The organism is Lacticaseibacillus brantae DSM 23927, assembly GCF_001436115.1.
Taxonomy (GTDB): domain Bacteria; phylum Bacillota; class Bacilli; order Lactobacillales; family Lactobacillaceae; genus Lacticaseibacillus; species Lacticaseibacillus brantae.
On record NZ_AYZQ01000001.1, the window covers coordinates 570,900 to 587,668 of the forward strand.

The following is a 16,769-nucleotide window of genomic DNA, read 5'->3' on the forward strand; positions in this document are numbered from 1 at the left end:
CCTGCGACCCTGCCATATTCTGGCGAGTCACAGGCTCTTTGTGTCCACTTAATTACCGCATTTTGTTTAAATGTCACAGCAATCAAAGCTTTTCAAAGATATATTTCGGTTCATCTTTTGTCGGATCAAAATCCACAGTCAGATTCAGATTATTGAAAAACCAGGCATCACTGTCAGAGACAACGTAGCGAACGCCGTCTTTTTCAGTTTCAGTAATCACTTGGGTCGGTTGATCATCCCGGGTCATCCCAACACTAAAACCATCATGGACGTTAGTCTTGCCATAAACTTTACCAAAGAAACGGATCGCGGCACCAGAGGCAGGTAGATCCAACTCGGATCGAAACCAGCGACTAGCCTCGTCAGTTACAGTGATGCTCATGATTGATCCTCCTTCACTAAGCCATGTTTAAACGCATAGATTGCCGCCTTCGTGCGGTCTTCAACCTGCAGTTTGGCCAGAATGTTCGACACATGCGTTTTCACGGTCTTGAGGGTAATAAACAAGGTCTCAGCAATTTCTTGGTTCGACTTGCCCTGGGCAATCAATTGCAACACTTCCCGTTCGCGGTTCGTCAAATCGTCATATAACGCCGGCTGCGGTGGATTGGCCATCCGATTCATCATCTTGGTGGTCACTTCCGGTTCCAGCACAGATTCACCAGCGGCTGTTTGCCGAATCGCTGCTGCGATTTCGTCTGCGGTGGCTGTCTTGAGAATATAACTCGCCGCCCCGGCTTCAATAGCAGGATAGACCTTTTCATCATCAATAAAACTAGTCAAAATAATGATTCGCGCTTGCGGCCAGGCGGCTAAGATTTTCTGGGTGGCGGTAATGCCGTCCATCTCAGGCATCACTAAATCCATCAAAATAACGTCCGGTTTCAAAGCCAACGCCATATCAAGGCCTTGTTGGCCATTTTCGGCCTGGCCCACCACCTCCAGGTCAGGTTGCACGCCTAGGTATGTGGAAATACCCAGGCGCACCATTTCATGATCATCAACAATCAATACTTTTATCATTTTCCAACATCCTTCGTCACGGGAACGCGCACCTCGATACTCGTGCCTTGATTTTTGAAACTAATCACCTTCGCAGTCCCACCAATACTGGTCGCCCGTTCTTGTATATTCTGTAAGCCATAACTCCCGTTTTCATTGGCAGTTTTGACATCAAAACCCACACCATCATCGACGACTCGTAGAATAACGTTTTGGTCGACTTGCTTGAGGTAAACTTCCAGCGACTTGGCCTTAGCATGCCGCAATGTATTACTTAATAGCTCCTGAACAATCCGAAACAAATTGTCTTCGACAGCGGCATCAAGATGGACATCTTCTAAATTCCAGTTAATTTCAATTTTGATTTTAGTTTGCAGTTCCTTGAGGAGAGAAATAATCCCATCTTTAAGGGATTTCCCTTCAAGATTGGTTGGCCGCAAGTGAAGCAACAGCGCTCGCATTTCTGCCTGAGCTTCATTGATAACACTTTCGATGGTGCTCAACTGTGACAGATAAGTCGAATCTGGATCCTGCTGTGTGACCACACTACTGAGCGCAGACAGCATCATCATTGCTGCAAATAATTGCTGGGAAACAGAATCATGCAGTTCGCGGGCCAATCGGTGCCGTTCCTGCTCCAATATTTCCTCTTTGCTTTCCCCACTGACACGTACAGGGACATTACTGTAGCGCTGAATCTCACGTTGTAAGCGTATCATTTTTTGGCGTAAGGTTTCAAGCGTCGTTGCAATCTCAGGGCCAAGTGTTGTGGTTGCTTGCTTTTGCTTCGCCAGTAACGGCGCTTCATACTGGCCCACAGCTAACAAGGTCAGCCGTTTACTCATCTGATTCTGCTGCATTCGTAAATCAACTGAGATCACCAGACTAGCAATCCCTGCAACCACAATAGCTGCCACTCCCAAATAGGCGATTAGCGGGGCGGCGAGCACAGTTTGTAGCAAGCGATCAAAATAATGCGCAGTCTGATGGTCTAATGACAGGACCAAATAGACAACCCCAAGCATAACCGCAAAGACGAGCAAGGCAATCCAAGAAAACAATCCCAAAATTCGTCGTCGAGTCATACGAACATCACCTCCACATCACCTACAATGGTGGACGTGATTAAGCGGATCCGACGCGGCGCAGTATCAAAGTCGTCAGAATATTGCACCAAAGTTTCATTTTGCATCAAATAATCAACCCCATTGACATGTAGCTGACCATGAATGGCCGAATGGTTGATTTCAATACCAACGCCAATAGGCACCAGAATCCGGGTCTTGCCGAAGCCTTTACGAATCACAATTGCATTGTCATTGGGGGGCAACAGTGTGTTACCCAGATCAATAATGGTATCCCCTGAGAAAACAGTCATGTTAATGTCATCCCAAGCAAAAGCCTGATCCCCAATTGTCGTGTCCCCAAACCAAGCATGGCGGGTCCGACTGCCGTTGCGCAAAGGCGGCTCTTTAGTCTTTAAAGTTAGGAAGTGCTTCTGAACCCAGGGCATTGGCCAAGTGCCAGCCGGATTGGCCCCCCACATGGAGGTGGCAAAAAAAATCATCGCTACGGCCAACATCATCCAGATGGCCGCATTGGTTGCGACAGCAAGCGTCAATAACACGCCCCCGACTAATAACGCCACTCGCCGGCCAAAATGACGTTTTGTGCCCCAAAGAAGCAGTAGGCCACCGATGATGGTCATGGCCAATGCAACTGGCGTGGTGAACATTTGATATAAGAAGAAGAGACCCAAAAGTCCTTCAAGTAAAATAAAAATCTGCCAGCGCTGTGACATCGGTCGACCTCCTCAATTAATCTTGCTTTTATTATAGCGTTTCCCTATCGAAATAGTATGCGCCGGAAGTCCGATTTTGATGGTTAAAAAGGCTGTGACCAAACTAAATTGTTTGATCACAGCCTTTTATCCGGCAATTAGCCTTCAACCTTGGTAATTTCAACAGTCATGGTGCCACCTGGGGTCGAGATATCGACCTTTTCACCCTGATGCTTGCCGATTAGGGCCTGGGCAATTGGTGAGTCGTTACTAATCTTGCCATTGAAGGCATCGGCTTCAGCTGCGCCCACAATCGTGTAACTTTCTTCTTCATCATCGCCGACTTCAACGAAAGTTACGGTTTTACCCAAGGACACTTCATCTGCAGCCACAGCGTTTGCATCAATGATTTGCGCATAACGGAGCATGTTCTCAACTTGCACAATCCGTGTTTCAAGGGCTGCTTGTTCGTCCTTGGCGCTTTCATATTCAGAGTTTTCCGATAAATCGCCGAACCCGCGGGCGACTTTAATCCGTTCAATTGCTTCTGGGCGTTTAACTAATTTTAAATTTTCTAACTCTTCCTCCAGCTTAACCTTGCCTTCGGCGGTCATTGGAAAGACTTTATCTGCCATAATGTTTTACCTCGCTGTCATTTTGTATCACGTGAGTCATGTTAAAAATAATTGTAAACAATGTCAACCACTATTTGGCGAATGAATTATTCTTCTAAGCCGCGCTCAGCCAAAATTGCTTTGATTTTGGTCACCAATAAATCGATGGCCACCTGATTCTCGCCGCCTTCTGGCACGATGATGTCGGCATAGCGCTTCGTGGGTTCAACGAATTGATGATACATCGGTTTCACAGTGGTCAAATACTGGTCAATGATGTTGTCCAGGGTTCGACCGCGAGAAATCAAATCGCGTTTAATCCGGCGAATAATCCGAATGTCGTCGTCCGTATCCACGAATACTTTGATATCCATCAAATCACGCAGACTCTCATCCTCAAGAATCAAGATACCTTCAAGAATGATGACATCTTTTGGCGCGACATGTTCCACCTTGTCGGAGCGATTATGATCAGCATAATCATAGACAGGCTTCTCAATCGCTTCCCGGTTTATCAGTTGTTGTAACTGAGCCTTCAACAGCGGTGTATCGAACGCCAATGGATGGTCATAGTTGATTTTTTTGCGTTCGTCAAACGGCAAATCACTGTGCTTATAATAGGCATCTTGCTCGAGCAATAATAATGAGTGCCCCGAAAAGTGATCGAAAATCGCGCGACTGACACTGGTTTTACCACTGGCCGAGCCGCCGGTCACCCCAATCACGATTGGTTTTTGGTTCGCCAAACTAGTTCCTCCCCTAAATAAGAACCCGGGGTTTTGGCCCAGGTTCAATGTCCATATTGTGCTGGATGGCACTTAGTTTGTCCCGTTATCGGACGCAAACTTGGCCGTATTAACATCATGTTGTTCACGCGTCGTCGCGTACAAGATTTCACCGGTCTTCAAGTTAGCCACGAAGTATAGATAATTCTTATCACGGTCAGTTGGACTCAAAACGGCCCGAATTGACTGTAAACTTGGCTGGTTGAACGGCCCGGGCCCATAGCCCGTGTGCTTATAAAGGTTGTACGGCGAATCGACACTCGTATCTTTGTTCGTCAGATGCGTCTTATGTGTATTCAAAGCGTACATTACGGTAATATCCGATTGAATAGGCATATTGATGGCCAATCGATTGAGAAAGACACCGGCGATGGTTCGCCGTGATTGTTCGGTCACGCCTTCGCGTTCAACCAAGCTGGCCAATGTCATAACTTCCTGAACCGAGTAACCTTGCTTTTTAATACTGCCATAATATGATTGCATCACACTGTCAGTCTTCTCGACCATTGTATCGACAAGTGATTCAAGACTCTCATTCGCAGAAACACCATACGTCGCTGGGAATAAGTAGCCTTCCAGATGGTAGCGCACATCTTTAGCTGCTAGGTCTGAGCTCAGTAACTTAGGGTACTTCTTCTCTAGCTTCTCAAAGTAATCCTTGTCCTTCATCAAAGCCAAGAACTTGGCGCCGGAAATCTTAGGATTCTTCTTGGTCACTTTGTCCAGTGACTTCGCAATATCTGAGATAGTAACCCCTTCTTTAACCAGAACCTGCGTCACAGCGTTGACGCTTCCGGCATCGCCACCTTGGCGCAATTCATTAATGATGTCATCCAAGGTATCTGCCTGGGTAAATTCATAGGTACCGGCTTGGAAGTCGGTGAAGTTGTGGAACTTCACGTAGTAATTAAAAACGGTCGCACTCTTAATCACATGTTTCTTCTCTAAAGCACTGGCAATATCCTTGCTAGTTGAACCAATGGGAATTTTGACACTAATGGAATCTGTCGCTTTTGAATCGACCGGTTGCAGGGCTGAATCCACGTAGCGATAACCCATAAACCCAATGATGACCAACAGCGCCACCATGATGCCCACAATCCAGAGAACAATCTTGTTGACCACTTTCTTCTCACTGGTTCGGCGTGATTTTTTATCATGATCCAAGGAACTTTGCTTTTGACTTGCCAAGACGGCAACCTCCTACTTCATCAAGGAATTCTGTCAACATTATACAAGACCCGGCGTGAAAAAGCGACGTCGGGTCCTGATTTTAACGAATTGTTACATTCAATTCTTCGATAAGATGGGCCAAAACTTGATCAAAAGCAGCGTTCACTTCATCCTCGGTTAAGGTCTGGTCGTCCCGCCGATAGGTTAAGGTGTAGGCCAAACTCTTCTGGTGGTCAGCAATCCCCTTCCCAGCATACACATCAAACAATGTGACAGCCTTCAAGAAAGCACCACCATGGGCTGCAATGACAACTTCAATCTGTGCGTTCGTCACCTGCTTATCAACCAACAAGGCCATATCCCGAGTCACTGATGGGAACTTTGGTGCTGGCTGCGCAATGATTTCGGTTTTATCAGCTGCCATCAATGGTTCCAAGTCCAACTCAAAGATGAAAGTGGCTGGTAACCCCTGGGCTTTCTCAAATGCAGGGTGAAGTCGCCCAACCATCCCAATTTTATCTGTGCCTAGGAAGATGGCTGCTGTTTGACCGGGATGCATATTATCATCACTTGCATCAGCTTCAAAATTAATTGGGCTAACCAAGGAGAAATCAGCCAGTAAGCTCTCGACAATGCCTTTAACCGTGAAGAAATCAACGGCTTGAGCAGGTTGTTGCCAGTCTTTTAATTGCACATTGCCAGTCACTGCCCCGGCAATATATTCCCGTTCATCTGGCCGAACTTGGTCCCCGGTCTTCACAAAGACGCGGCCCTGTTCGTACAGTGCGAGATCAGTTTCTTTGCGGGCTACATTGTACGCGATGGTATCTAAGAGACCAGAAACCAGATTCATCCGCAGCGTCTGGTGGTCAGTGGTCATTGGGAAACTGACCTGTGTCACCAAACTATCATGTAGCATGAATCGGCTGGCCTTCTCAGGACTAGTTAACCCATAGGTAATCGCTTGGGTGAGGCCGGCACCTTCGAGCAATTGGCGACTGCGTTTCAATCGAGCTTGCACCGGTGTTAACGCCCCAAGGGTCAGCGTGGTCGTTGGTAAAGTACTTGGCAGGTCGTCATACCCGTATATGCGAGCAACTTCTTCAACCAAATCGGCTTCAATTGCAATATCCCACCGACGGGATGGAATCGAGACGGTAAACAGTCCATCTTCTTGGCGAGTACCAAAGCCCAGTTGATTGAAAATCTTCTCAACCACTTCCGCGGATAATTCAGTCCCTAGAACATGGTTAATCCGGTCCAGCGTGATATTAATGATGGTATCTTCAGCTTTAATGTTGGTCGGCGCAACCACACCTTGCGCAATATCGCCCGTCCCTAGTTCAGCCACTAATCGAGCCGCTTCATCGAGCGCCTGATTAATACTGCCGACATCGATGCCTTTCTCAAAACGAGAAGAAGCTTGGGAGCGCAAATTGTACTTAAGGGCGGTCTTACGAATATTCACTGGCGCAAAATCTGCGGCTTCTAAAACCACTGTTTGCGAGGACTCAGTAATTTCCGTACTTAACCCACCCATAACGCCGGCCAGGGCGACGGGAATTTTCCCGTTAGTAATGACGATGTCTTGATCATTCAATTCATGGTCGTTGCCATCTAAGGTCGTCAAACTTTCTTTATCAGTGGCGCGACGGACGGTGATTTTGCCTGTGCCCAATTTATCGTAATCAAAGGCATGCATCGGTTGGCCGTAAGCTAACATGATGTAGTTAGTGATATCCACAATATTGTTTGTTGGCCGAATCCCGGCATTCCATAATCGCCGTTGCAACCACAAGGGACTTTCTTTGACCTGCACATTTTGGACCACGCGCAGTTGATAGCTTGGGGCATCCTTTGCATCGGCCACTTCAGCGGTCAATAAATCCGTGATTGGTTGGCCAGATTCTTGAATGGATTCATCGGTGAAATGTGGCACATTCCCATAAGTGGCACCGACTTCCCAGGCTACCCCGCGCATCCCTAAGGCGTCAGCGCGATTCGGCGTGATTTCAAAATCCAAGATGGTATCGTTCATGCCTAAGACTTCTAGCGCATCACTGCCTGGCTTGATAGCTTCATTAAAGACATAAATGCCGTTGGCGTACGCCTTTGGAACGACATTTTCTGGATAACCAATTTCTTGTAAGGCACAAATCATTCCCAGGCTTTCCACGCCGCGGATTTTGCCTTTTTTAATTTTGACGTTATCCGCAATCCGCGCTCCTGGAAGCGCCACGATCACATATTGATCTTTGCCCACGTTGGGCGCGCCACAGATAATCTGACGAGGTTCGTCCTCGCCAACATCAACTTGAGCGATTTGTAAGTGGTCTGAATCCGGATGTGGTTCAAGACTCAACACGTGTCCAACGACGATTTTCTTTAAACCGTCGGCATAACGTTTAATACTTTCAACTTCAATCCCCGTGCGGCTGACCTTGTCAGCTAATTCTGTTGGCGCAACGGGCACGTCGACTAATTCTTGTAACCAAGCATATGAGACATCCATGTGTGTTTAACCCTCCCGTTGAAATTGTGATAAGAAGCGCAAGTCGTTTTGGTAGAAGCTGCGGATATCGTCAATCCCATACTTCAACATCGCGAACCGATCAGGACCTAAACCAAAAGCAAAGCCGCCATAAACATCGGCATCAACGCCCGCAGCCCGTAGCACGTTAGGATGAACCATCCCGGCGCCAAGAACTTCAATCCAGCCAGTATACTTGCAGACTGGGCAGCCGACCCCACCACAACGGAAACAGGTGACATCCACTTCGACGGAAGGCTCTGTAAATGGGAAATAACTGGGGCGTAACCGAATCTCACGGTCGGCACCAAAGACATGGCGCACCATGGCCAATAAAGTGCCCTTCAAGTCGGCCAGGGTAATATGTTTATCTACGACCAAGCCTTCTAACTGGTGAAACTGGTGACTGTGAGTGGCGTCATCAGTATCGCGACGGTAAACCCGGCCGGGACTAATCATCTTCAGAGGACCTTTGCTGAAATCATGCTTTTCAAGCGTCCGCGCCTGCACCGGACTGGTGTGCGTCCGCATCAACAATTCATCATTGATATAGAAGGTATCTTGCATGTCGCGAGCAGGATGATTGGCGGGAATATTCATCATTTCAAAGTTATAATGATCTTCTTCGACTTCTGGCCCAGACACCACTTGATAACCCATCCCCATGAAGAATTCTTCCAAGTCATCCATGATTTGGGTAATGACATGGCTCGTTCCCCGCTGAATAGGCCGACCCGGTAAGGTCACATCAATCGTTTCAGCAGCCAGTTGTTGCTGAATTTGAGCCTGTTCCAATTGTTCCTTACGGCTTTGAATCGCTTCAGTCAAATCATCCCGAATCTTATTGGCAAAGGCCCCAACTTGGGGGCGTTCCTGGGCATCCAAGTCCTTCATGCCCCGTAAGACTTCTGTAATTGGACCTTTTTTACCGAGCAAATTGATGCGCACGTCATTTAATTCGGCCAACGTGCCAATCTGTTGAATGCGATCATGGTTTTGCTTAGCTAACGCTTCTAACTTGGCTTTTAAATCCATCATAATCCTCCTTTTTTTGCATAAAAAAACTCCGTCCCTAAAAAGGGACGAAGTATCGCGGTACCACCCTTGTTCACATCCACTGGTGGACATGCACTCAACAACATAACGGTCGAAACCGGAACCCCCTCAGTGAGACCACCTCAAGAGTCAACTCCGAAAGTGAAAACAAGTCGGTCCACAATGAGCATTTTTCAGTCTAGGAATGCTCTTCCCTGCCTTGCCTAGTGACTTGTGCTTTCATCAACGTTTTTACTTGATTTAATTGTTTCTAGCATAGCAAATTCAGCGCAATAGTCAAGCCAACAAAAAAACGACCCTAAAGTCGTTTTCGTCAAACTTAGTTGCATTCTGCATCAGAAATCCACGCGTCGCCCCAAACGTGAGCGGCATCCATCACTGGACGCAAGCCCTCACCCTTGTCAGTCAAGGCGTATTCGATCAAAGCGGAATCGGTATGTGTTTGGCGGGAAATCAAGCCGCTAGCTTCCAGTTCCTTCAAACGTTCAACCAACACCCGATCAGAGCACTTGGCTACTGACTGGGCAATGTCCTTGAATCGAGAAGCACCATTTTGGAGTAACACTTCAAGAATCAGACCATTCCACTTCTTACCAAGAATCGTAAATGTTTGCTGAAACTTGGGGCATAAATCCAGAGTGGATTCCTGCGTACAATCAGCTGTCACTGCTTCGGCCATTGCTATCACCTCATTGAATTTTAAAAAGCACTTACCTTTTGATAGTGATAAGTATAACTGTTTAACTTAAAAAAACAACCCCTATCCAAATCACACGTTTTCAAACAAAAAAATAGCCGGCACCAGTTATCGTTTCAACTGGTCCAACTATTTTAAATAACGTGATTGCTAATATCAGCTTAGTTTGAGAAATTTAAGTGGAGGCGTTGACGCAACTTATGCCACCAAGGGACGACGACCTCGTCCATTGCGGCATAATCATCAACCAAAGAGACAATGTAACTTTCAGGATACTTTGGTAACCCGATAGTCGCACCCCACATATGTTTAATGATGATGTCCCTCTCCCGTGGGCTTAAGTCAGTGAGCCGCTCCGCATTACGCAATGCAACCCGGGGATGCACATAGGCGTGCGTCCCCAAACTGAATTTGGTTTCCCGCCAATCATAATAGAACAAATCGTGAAGCAAACCCGCCCTTGCTGTGGCACGATAATCCAGGTGCCATTTCTTCGCTAGTTTATAGCTTTGATACGACACACTAATCGAGTGCTCAAGGCGATTTGAGTAGTGATGCTGTGTGTAATTCGCTAATTGTTGGACTTCGGGTTGGTCAAGTAAGTCTTGAACCAGTTGGAGATACTCGGAATCGTTCATCCAATTATTCTTCTCGGACATTCAATAGCTCCTTTTGTGCATTTCAACTCAACACAACAAAAGTATATCAGCATTTTATGAATTCGTATACACCCTTAATAAAAACTTAGGCACCGACCAAATGAAACATGACTACCGCGGCCGCAATGGCAACATTCAGTGATTCAGCTTCACCCTTGATGGGAATGTACAAGTTGGCATCGGTTGCTTCAAGCAAGGCTTGCTGCATCCCGTTACCCTCATTACCAACGATGAGTCCAAATTGAGTTTGGGCATCAACAGATTGATAAGGCACTGCGTCAGGATTTAATTCAGTCCCAAAGACTGGAATATCAGCGGCCTGAAGTCCCTTCACGACATCGGCGAGCTTTGCGGTGACGATATTCAGGTGAAATTGACTGCCCTGCATTGCCCGCAGGACCTTAGGACCGAAAGCGTCAGCAGTACCGTTACCAAAAACCACAGTTTGGACACCCGCAGCATCAGCAGTCCGGACCAAAGTCCCAACATTACCGGGGTCTTGAATCCCATCTAACAGCAAGAATTGTCCTGATAATTTGTTAGGTAGTTTCTGTGCACGTAATGGCATAATGGCAAAAATACCTTGTGGGGTTGGGGTGTCGCTAAGAGATTTGGCTACTTCCGGCGAAATTTCTGTGACTTGATCATAAAAAGGTTTCAAATCGCGCTCATTAATAAACTTCTCGGTCGCATAAATGCGTTTAGGCGTTTGACCTGAGGCCAAGGCTTCTTGCACCAGATGCCAGCCATCCAACAGGTATTCCCCTGTCTGTTTTTGATATTTCTTGGTAGTCAGTTTTTTAGCTTGCTTGATGTGATCGTTCTTTGGTGATTCAATATATTCCATAATTTTCCCCTCTCGTAAACGTCATTTGACGTTTAGCCTGCCCGTAAGTATACCATAGTTCCTGTGTCATTATGCTAAACTAGAGGAAAAGGGTAAGGAGTGATGACTTTGGCAAGAATTGGCACCCGCATAACCGTCAGCGGCCGCGTTCAGGGGGTCGGCTTTCGTTGGATGACGAAGATGGTTGCAGATAAACTCCATATTGCTGGGACGGTTGAGAACTTGGACAATGGTGACGTTTATATAGAAGCGATTGGCGAATCAGACATGTTGGCTCGATTCACCGCTGCGATTAAGGCTAGCCCCACGCCTAGTGGCCGCGTGGACAATTTCACCACCGAACCGCTATCACCACTGCCGAACTGGCATGACTTCCGCGTTGTGGGCTGAGAAATTCAGTCGCAAGACCGGTTGAAACCGGTTAAGCCTTACAGTATAGTTAGAGGCGATACTGATGAGAGGAACTTGTCTACATAATGAAAAAACTCAAAAAGTGGCTCACACTTGCTAGTGTGTCTAGCCTCGCACTCTTTCTAGCGGCCTGTGCCCAAGGGGCCGTTGATAAATCCGGCCATCCTAAGCCGCCAACAGGCTTCTTGTATGGCTCAATGTACAAATACATTGCCCAGCCAATGCAACAATTAATGGAATGGATTTCCTCCTTCTTTGGTGGGACCAATGGTTACGGGTTCGCTATTTTAATCATCACCTTCGTGGTTCGCATGATTCTTTTACCATTGATGCTGAACCAACAACGCAAAATGACCATCTCACAAGAGAAGGCAAAGGTTCTCAAACCACAGTTGGACATTGTCCAAGCCCAGATGAAAAAGGCGGCGACACCAGAAGATCAGATTCAGGTCAACCAGTACATGCAGCGAATCTATAAGGAAAATGGCACCAGTATGATTCCTTCCATGGGTTGCTTAACCCTATTGATTCAGCTCCCAATTTTCTCTGGTCTTTATCAATCGATTGCGTACTCCCCTGACATTTCTGGCAGTAATTTCTTCGGCGTTCACCTTGGGACACCAAATATGATTGTGACGATCATCGCTACCCTCTTGTATGTGGTCCAAAGTTTCATCATGCTCCAAGGGGTCTCGGACGACCAAAAGAAAGCTATGCGAACAACCATGTGGCTGTCCCCTGGGATGACATTTGTGTTCTGTCTGATGTCCCCGGCTGGTCTTGGTTTATACTTCTTGGCTGGTGGTGTGATTGTCTTGATTCAACAAGTCATCGTCACTTACATCATTACGCCAAGTATCCGCAAGCAATTGGATGAAGATATGGTCAAGAATCCGCCAGTAATCGTCGTGGATGAACACACCTTCGATCATATGGGTCAAGCGGCCACTGCCACAACTGACGGTACCGCACCCGCAGCAAACTCAAGTTCACTTGACTCGATCGCTGAAATGAATCGCAAACGCAAAGCAAAACACGATAATTAAATCAAAAAAGCCTGATGACAAATGATTCGTCATCAGGCTTTTTCTATAGTTAGAAACAATTACATGACACTTGGCTAAAGATTGCTGCGGTCCGCGAGTGGTTTCTTCTCCGGCTCGACTTCACTCATTTGACGCAATTGCGTCGCTTGAGCCTGACTAATAGTTGGTAAATCAATGCGGAACACTGAGCCCGAACCAACAGCGGAATCGACCTGGATCGTTCCCTTGTAGCTCTCAACCAATTGTTGCGCAATGGCCAAACCTAATCCGTTGCCACCTTTTTCACGACTACGGGCTTTGTCAACGCGATAAAACCGGTTAAACACCCGCTTGCGATCTTGCGGACTAATCCCCTCGCCAAAATCTTGAACGGCCAGAGCCACGCTATTCATTTCGAGTGAAGCCGTGACATGAATTTCTTTGCGGGTTGTTGAATACTTAACGGCATTGTCCAATAAGATGATCAGAACTTGTTCGAGATGGTTTCGATACATCCGAACATATGTCGGGCCAGTTAATTCATCGTCGATGGTGAACGTGAAATCTGGATGAATCATGATAAAATCATTGGTCACCTGATTAACCGTCTGGTGGACGTCAGAGACAGCATTAGGAAACTGCACATCTACCTGATCCGCCCGCGTTAAATCAAGCATTTCTTGGATTAAACTCTTCATACGGGTTATCTCTTGAAGCGACGCCCGCAATGATTCATCGAGGACCTCCGGATCATCCTTGCCCCAACGATTCAGTAATTGCAGGTGCCCTTCAAGAATTGCGACGGGTGTCCGCAACTCATGCGAAACGTCTTGAACAAAATCACTTTGTTGGTCGATATAATGCTGCATGCGATCTAACATGCCATTAAACTCCACCACTAAGTTAGACAATTCGTCATTGGTCTTCGGGACAGTTATTCGGGCAGAAGATTGCGGCTCTTCATTAACGATATCAATCGTGTCAGTAATGCGCCGAATCGGCTTAAGAAAACGCGATGCCAGGAAATACCCAAGAACCATCGAAATCAACAATGCCATCACTGCAGCGGCATAAATCACAGTGGTGACTTGGCGCATAGTGGCATGAAACGCATTCATCGCATCGGTGACTTGCACATAGCCCACTACACGATCGCTCGTTGTTGAGCGGACGGGTGAACGACCAACAATCCCGTCAAAATCTCCATTAACTTCATCCGTCAACTCCAGGCGAGCTGCTTTTTGGAAGCCAACTGGCAAACTATGCGAAGAGAAGACCACTTCGCCAGCACGATTAAAAACAGTTACCGTGATATCCTGGCGCGCGAGTTTTTGCAGAACAGAATCCGAAAACAGTGAATTGTCTTCGGACTCTTCCGCGGCCGGATTCTGATTGGCGGGTGTCGGATCAAGCCGAGGGACGACCGTAGATACCTGCAAGTCACTTGGAATCGGAGACATTCGCGTGACCACTGCATTGACCGTATCCTTAACGGTGTTGCGCTCTTGCTGAACCAACGTATTACGAGTTGCCCCATAAACCACCCAAGCAAAAATGGCAAAGGTGACAAAAATTCCCACCCCAACCGTTAAAGCCCATTTGATTTTTAAGGAAATTCGGACCCGCCGTTTATCAGTCTTTGTTTGCGCTGTTTGCATTACGAACGCATAACATAACCGGTACCCCGAACAGTTTGGATATAGCTCGGTTCTCCTGGCCGGTCAATCTTATTACGGATATAACGGACATAGACATCAACCACATTTGTCTCGACGTCGGAGTTATAGCCCCACACCTTACTCAGTAAGACATCACGGGCTAAGACAACATTAATATTCTCCATCAAAGTCAACAGTAATTCATATTCCCGCTTGGTTAATTCAATGATGTCATCACCACGACGCACAACCCGATTCTCTTTTTCAATGATGAGATCACGATAAGTAATGGTGGTTTGCTTAGCGGCATTGTGTTCGCCTTCAATATTGATTCGACGCAACAAAGCGCGGAGACGAGCTAACAATTCCTCAATAGCGAACGGCTTAACAATGTAATCATCGGCACCGTGGTCTAAACCGGAGACGCGGTCAATCACAGAATCCCGAGCCGTCATCATGATAATTGGCGTATTCTTAACCTGGCGGACACGCCGACAAACCTCTAAGCCATTCAATTCTGGCAACATTAAGTCTAGCAAAATAGCGTCCCAATCTTCAGCTAAAGCGGCCTCAAGGCCAGTTCGGCCGTTAAAATGCACCGCAGTCTCGTAGCCTTCGTGCTTTAATTCTAATTCCACGAAGCGCGCGAGGTTTTTCTCATCTTCAATAATTAAAATTTTACTCATCTGAGTACCCCTTTTTTCAATTGTCGCCGCCAACTAATTCTCATTATCGGCGGAATCTCAAAGATATTTTCTCATAAATATTCTTGCTTTGTGATTATAGCATAGTTTACCGGCACTGGCTATCTCAGCCAAAGTTAATCTAAGCCACGATTGAATTTTACTATTTAGGTATAGTCCAATTTCAATTTTGCGTCCGAATGACATGCTCGATTCGTATTTGGTCTAGTCCACATGTCATAAAAAAAACTCCGGCCAGCAGTTGCCAGTCGGAGTCATTATTAATTATTTTATTGTTCAGCGTACCATGTGTAATGGAACGTGCCTTCGCGGTCATTGCGTTGATAGGTGTGAGCACCGAAGTAGTCACGTTGTGCTTGAATCAAGTTTGCTGGTAAAGTCTCAGAACGATATGAGTCGTAGTAAGAGATGGCAGCCGCAAAGCCAGGCACTGGAATACCGGCCTTAACAGCCAACCCAACTAAGTCACGAACTGATTCTTGGTAGTTCTTCGCGATATTTTCGAAGTAGTCATCAAGTAATAAGTTCTGCAAGTTTGCATCCTTGTTGTAAGCATCAGTGATGTTTTGCAAGAAGCGGGCCCGGATAATGCAGCCGGCGCGCCAAATCTTAGCCATGTCGCCATACTTGATATCCCAGTTATAGTTGTCTGAAGCAAAGCGCAACTGTTCAAAGCCTTGCGCGTAGCTCATTAACTTACTGAAGTACAACGCCTTCCGAATCATTTCGATGGCGGTCTTTTGATCAACATCAACGGAGCCAACTGGCTTTGGCAAGACTTTGCTTGCGTTAACCCGTTCATCCTTCATCGCACTAATGTAACGTTGATAAACAGATTCGGTAATAACACCTTGTGGCACGCCGAGTTCCAACGCAGATTGAGAACTCCACTTACCAGTACCTTTGTTACCAGCGGCATCAAGAATCAAGTCAACGATTGGCTTGTCGCTACCCAAATCGTCTTTGCGGGTCAAGATGTCAGCCGTAATTTCGATCAAGTATGAATCAAGTTCGCCCTTGTTCCAGTCGGCGAAGATGTCAGCAATTTGGCTAACGTCCAAGCCAAGCATGTTGCGTAACAAGTTGTAACTTTCAGCAATTAATTCCATATCGCCGTATTCAATCCCGTTATGTACCATCTTGACATAATGTCCTGCACCGTTAGGGCCGATATATGTCACACATGGTACGCCATCTTCAGCCTTGGCTGCGATTTGTTCAAGGATTGGTGCGACCAAATCATAAGCTTCCTTTTGGCCACCTGGCATCAATGAAGGACCTTGAAGTGCACCAAGTTCACCACCAGAAACACCCATGCCGATAAAGTTAATCCCAGATTGATCCAAGCGTTCATTACGACGCATGGTATCTTCAAAGAAGGTATTCCCACCATCAATCAAAACATCGCCCTTGTCCAACAAAGGAATCAGTTCTTCAATAACAGCATCTGTACCAGCACCAGCTTGAACCATCATCAGAATCCGACGTGGCTTTTCAAGTGAGTTAACGAAATCTTCAATCGTATATGAAGGGACCAGTTTCTTGTCACCGTGTTCTTTCATAACGTCTTGTGTGCGGCTAGCGGTCCGGTTGAAAATAGCAACGGTGTAACCGCGACTTTCAATGTTAAGGGCAAGATTCTTACCCATGACTGCCATACCAATAACCCCAATTTGTGGTGTATCCATGACATTGCCTCCTAATCGGCTAAGTTTTAACTGCTCAAGCATAGCAGAAACTGGCCATAAAATAAAGCAATTAAACCGCTTTAATAAGGTGTTTTCAGCAAACTTAAGGCATTTTAATGCATGAAAAAAGACCGCCACTT

17 protein-coding genes are annotated in these 16,769 nt (G+C 46.5%); 2 read left to right on the plus strand and 15 right to left on the minus strand.

All coding sequences use genetic code 11. The features are described 5' to 3' along the window. Window positions 1-82 precede the first annotated feature (82 nt). The 12 genes from FC34_RS02780 to FC34_RS02835 form a co-directional block, all read right to left on the minus strand. Entirely contained in the window at window positions 83-382 is a 300-nt protein-coding gene (locus tag FC34_RS02780) for a HesB/YadR/YfhF family protein (RefSeq protein WP_057893855.1), read from the minus strand. Next, window positions 379-1,023, minus strand: a complete 645-nt coding sequence (locus tag FC34_RS02785; RefSeq protein ID WP_057893856.1) for a response regulator — start codon at window positions 1,021-1,023, stop codon at window positions 379-381. The genes FC34_RS02780 and FC34_RS02785 overlap by 4 nt, the downstream gene beginning before the upstream one ends. After that, window positions 1,020-2,087, minus strand: coding sequence for a sensor histidine kinase (locus FC34_RS02790; RefSeq protein WP_057893857.1), 1,068 nt, complete (start codon window positions 2,085-2,087; stop codon window positions 1,020-1,022). Before FC34_RS02790 ends, FC34_RS02785 begins: the two co-directional genes overlap by 4 nt. Beyond that, on the minus strand, window positions 2,084-2,803 hold the full coding sequence (gene liaF, locus FC34_RS02795; RefSeq protein WP_057893858.1) for a cell wall-active antibiotics response protein LiaF: 720 nt from the start codon (window positions 2,801-2,803) through the stop codon (window positions 2,084-2,086). Before liaF ends, FC34_RS02790 begins: the two co-directional genes overlap by 4 nt. Before the next feature lie 137 nt (window positions 2,804-2,940). Continuing rightward, window positions 2,941-3,417: a transcription elongation factor GreA gene (gene greA, locus FC34_RS02800; RefSeq protein WP_057893859.1), complete on the minus strand. Its 477-nt coding sequence runs from the start codon at window positions 3,415-3,417 to the stop codon at window positions 2,941-2,943. A gap of 86 nt (window positions 3,418-3,503) precedes the next feature. Then, window positions 3,504-4,142, minus strand: a complete 639-nt coding sequence (gene udk, locus FC34_RS02805; RefSeq protein ID WP_057893860.1) for a uridine kinase — start codon at window positions 4,140-4,142, stop codon at window positions 3,504-3,506. A gap of 72 nt (window positions 4,143-4,214) precedes the next feature. Continuing rightward, a complete protein-coding gene (gene mltG / locus FC34_RS02810) occupies window positions 4,215-5,372 on the minus strand; it encodes an endolytic transglycosylase MltG (protein ID WP_057893861.1) in 1,158 nt (385 codons plus the stop codon). Between the two features lie 82 nt (window positions 5,373-5,454). Then, window positions 5,455-7,866 carry a phenylalanine--tRNA ligase subunit beta gene (pheT, locus tag FC34_RS02815; RefSeq protein ID WP_057893862.1) on the minus strand — a complete coding sequence of 804 codons (2,412 nt, stop codon included), beginning with the start codon at window positions 7,864-7,866 and terminating at the stop codon, window positions 5,455-5,457. A gap of 6 nt (window positions 7,867-7,872) precedes the next feature. Continuing rightward, window positions 7,873-8,919 (minus strand): phenylalanine--tRNA ligase subunit alpha, encoded by a 1,047-nt coding sequence (pheS, locus tag FC34_RS02820; RefSeq protein ID WP_057893863.1) that lies wholly within the window; start codon window positions 8,917-8,919, stop codon window positions 7,873-7,875. Window positions 8,920-9,259: 340 nt separating this feature from the next. Then, a complete protein-coding gene (locus tag FC34_RS02825) occupies window positions 9,260-9,619 on the minus strand; it encodes a winged helix-turn-helix transcriptional regulator (protein WP_057893864.1) in 360 nt (119 codons plus the stop codon). A gap of 179 nt (window positions 9,620-9,798) precedes the next feature. Beyond that, complete coding sequence (locus tag FC34_RS02830; RefSeq protein WP_057893865.1) at window positions 9,799-10,296, minus strand: HD domain-containing protein; 498 nt, start codon at window positions 10,294-10,296, stop codon at window positions 9,799-9,801. Between the two features lie 85 nt (window positions 10,297-10,381). Further along, entirely contained in the window at window positions 10,382-11,143 is a 762-nt protein-coding gene (locus FC34_RS02835; protein WP_057893866.1) for a TrmH family RNA methyltransferase, read from the minus strand. 108 nt (window positions 11,144-11,251) lie between these two features. On the opposite strand from FC34_RS02835, the gene FC34_RS02840 reads away from it, so the two are divergent. Together FC34_RS02840 and yidC are read left to right on the plus strand one after the other, a co-directional pair. Next, window positions 11,252-11,533 (plus strand): acylphosphatase, encoded by a 282-nt coding sequence (locus FC34_RS02840; protein ID WP_083479210.1) that lies wholly within the window; start codon window positions 11,252-11,254, stop codon window positions 11,531-11,533. 86 nt (window positions 11,534-11,619) lie between these two features. Continuing rightward, window positions 11,620-12,600, plus strand: a complete 981-nt coding sequence (yidC, locus tag FC34_RS02845) for a membrane protein insertase YidC (RefSeq protein ID WP_057893868.1) — start codon at window positions 11,620-11,622, stop codon at window positions 12,598-12,600. 74 nt (window positions 12,601-12,674) lie between these two features. Here the strand turns inward: yidC and FC34_RS02850 are convergent, their stop codons facing one another. From FC34_RS02850 to gndA, 3 genes are all read right to left on the minus strand, one after another. Beyond that, on the minus strand, window positions 12,675-14,237 hold the full coding sequence (locus FC34_RS02850; protein WP_057893869.1) for a sensor histidine kinase: 1,563 nt from the start codon (window positions 14,235-14,237) through the stop codon (window positions 12,675-12,677). Beyond that, window positions 14,237-14,923: a response regulator transcription factor gene (locus FC34_RS02855; RefSeq protein WP_057893870.1), complete on the minus strand. Its 687-nt coding sequence runs from the start codon at window positions 14,921-14,923 to the stop codon at window positions 14,237-14,239. The genes FC34_RS02850 and FC34_RS02855 overlap by 1 nt, the downstream gene beginning before the upstream one ends. Before the next feature lie 287 nt (window positions 14,924-15,210). Next, window positions 15,211-16,629, minus strand: coding sequence for an NADP-dependent phosphogluconate dehydrogenase (gene gndA / locus FC34_RS02860; RefSeq protein WP_057893871.1), 1,419 nt, complete (start codon window positions 16,627-16,629; stop codon window positions 15,211-15,213). Window positions 16,630-16,769 lie beyond the last annotated feature (140 nt).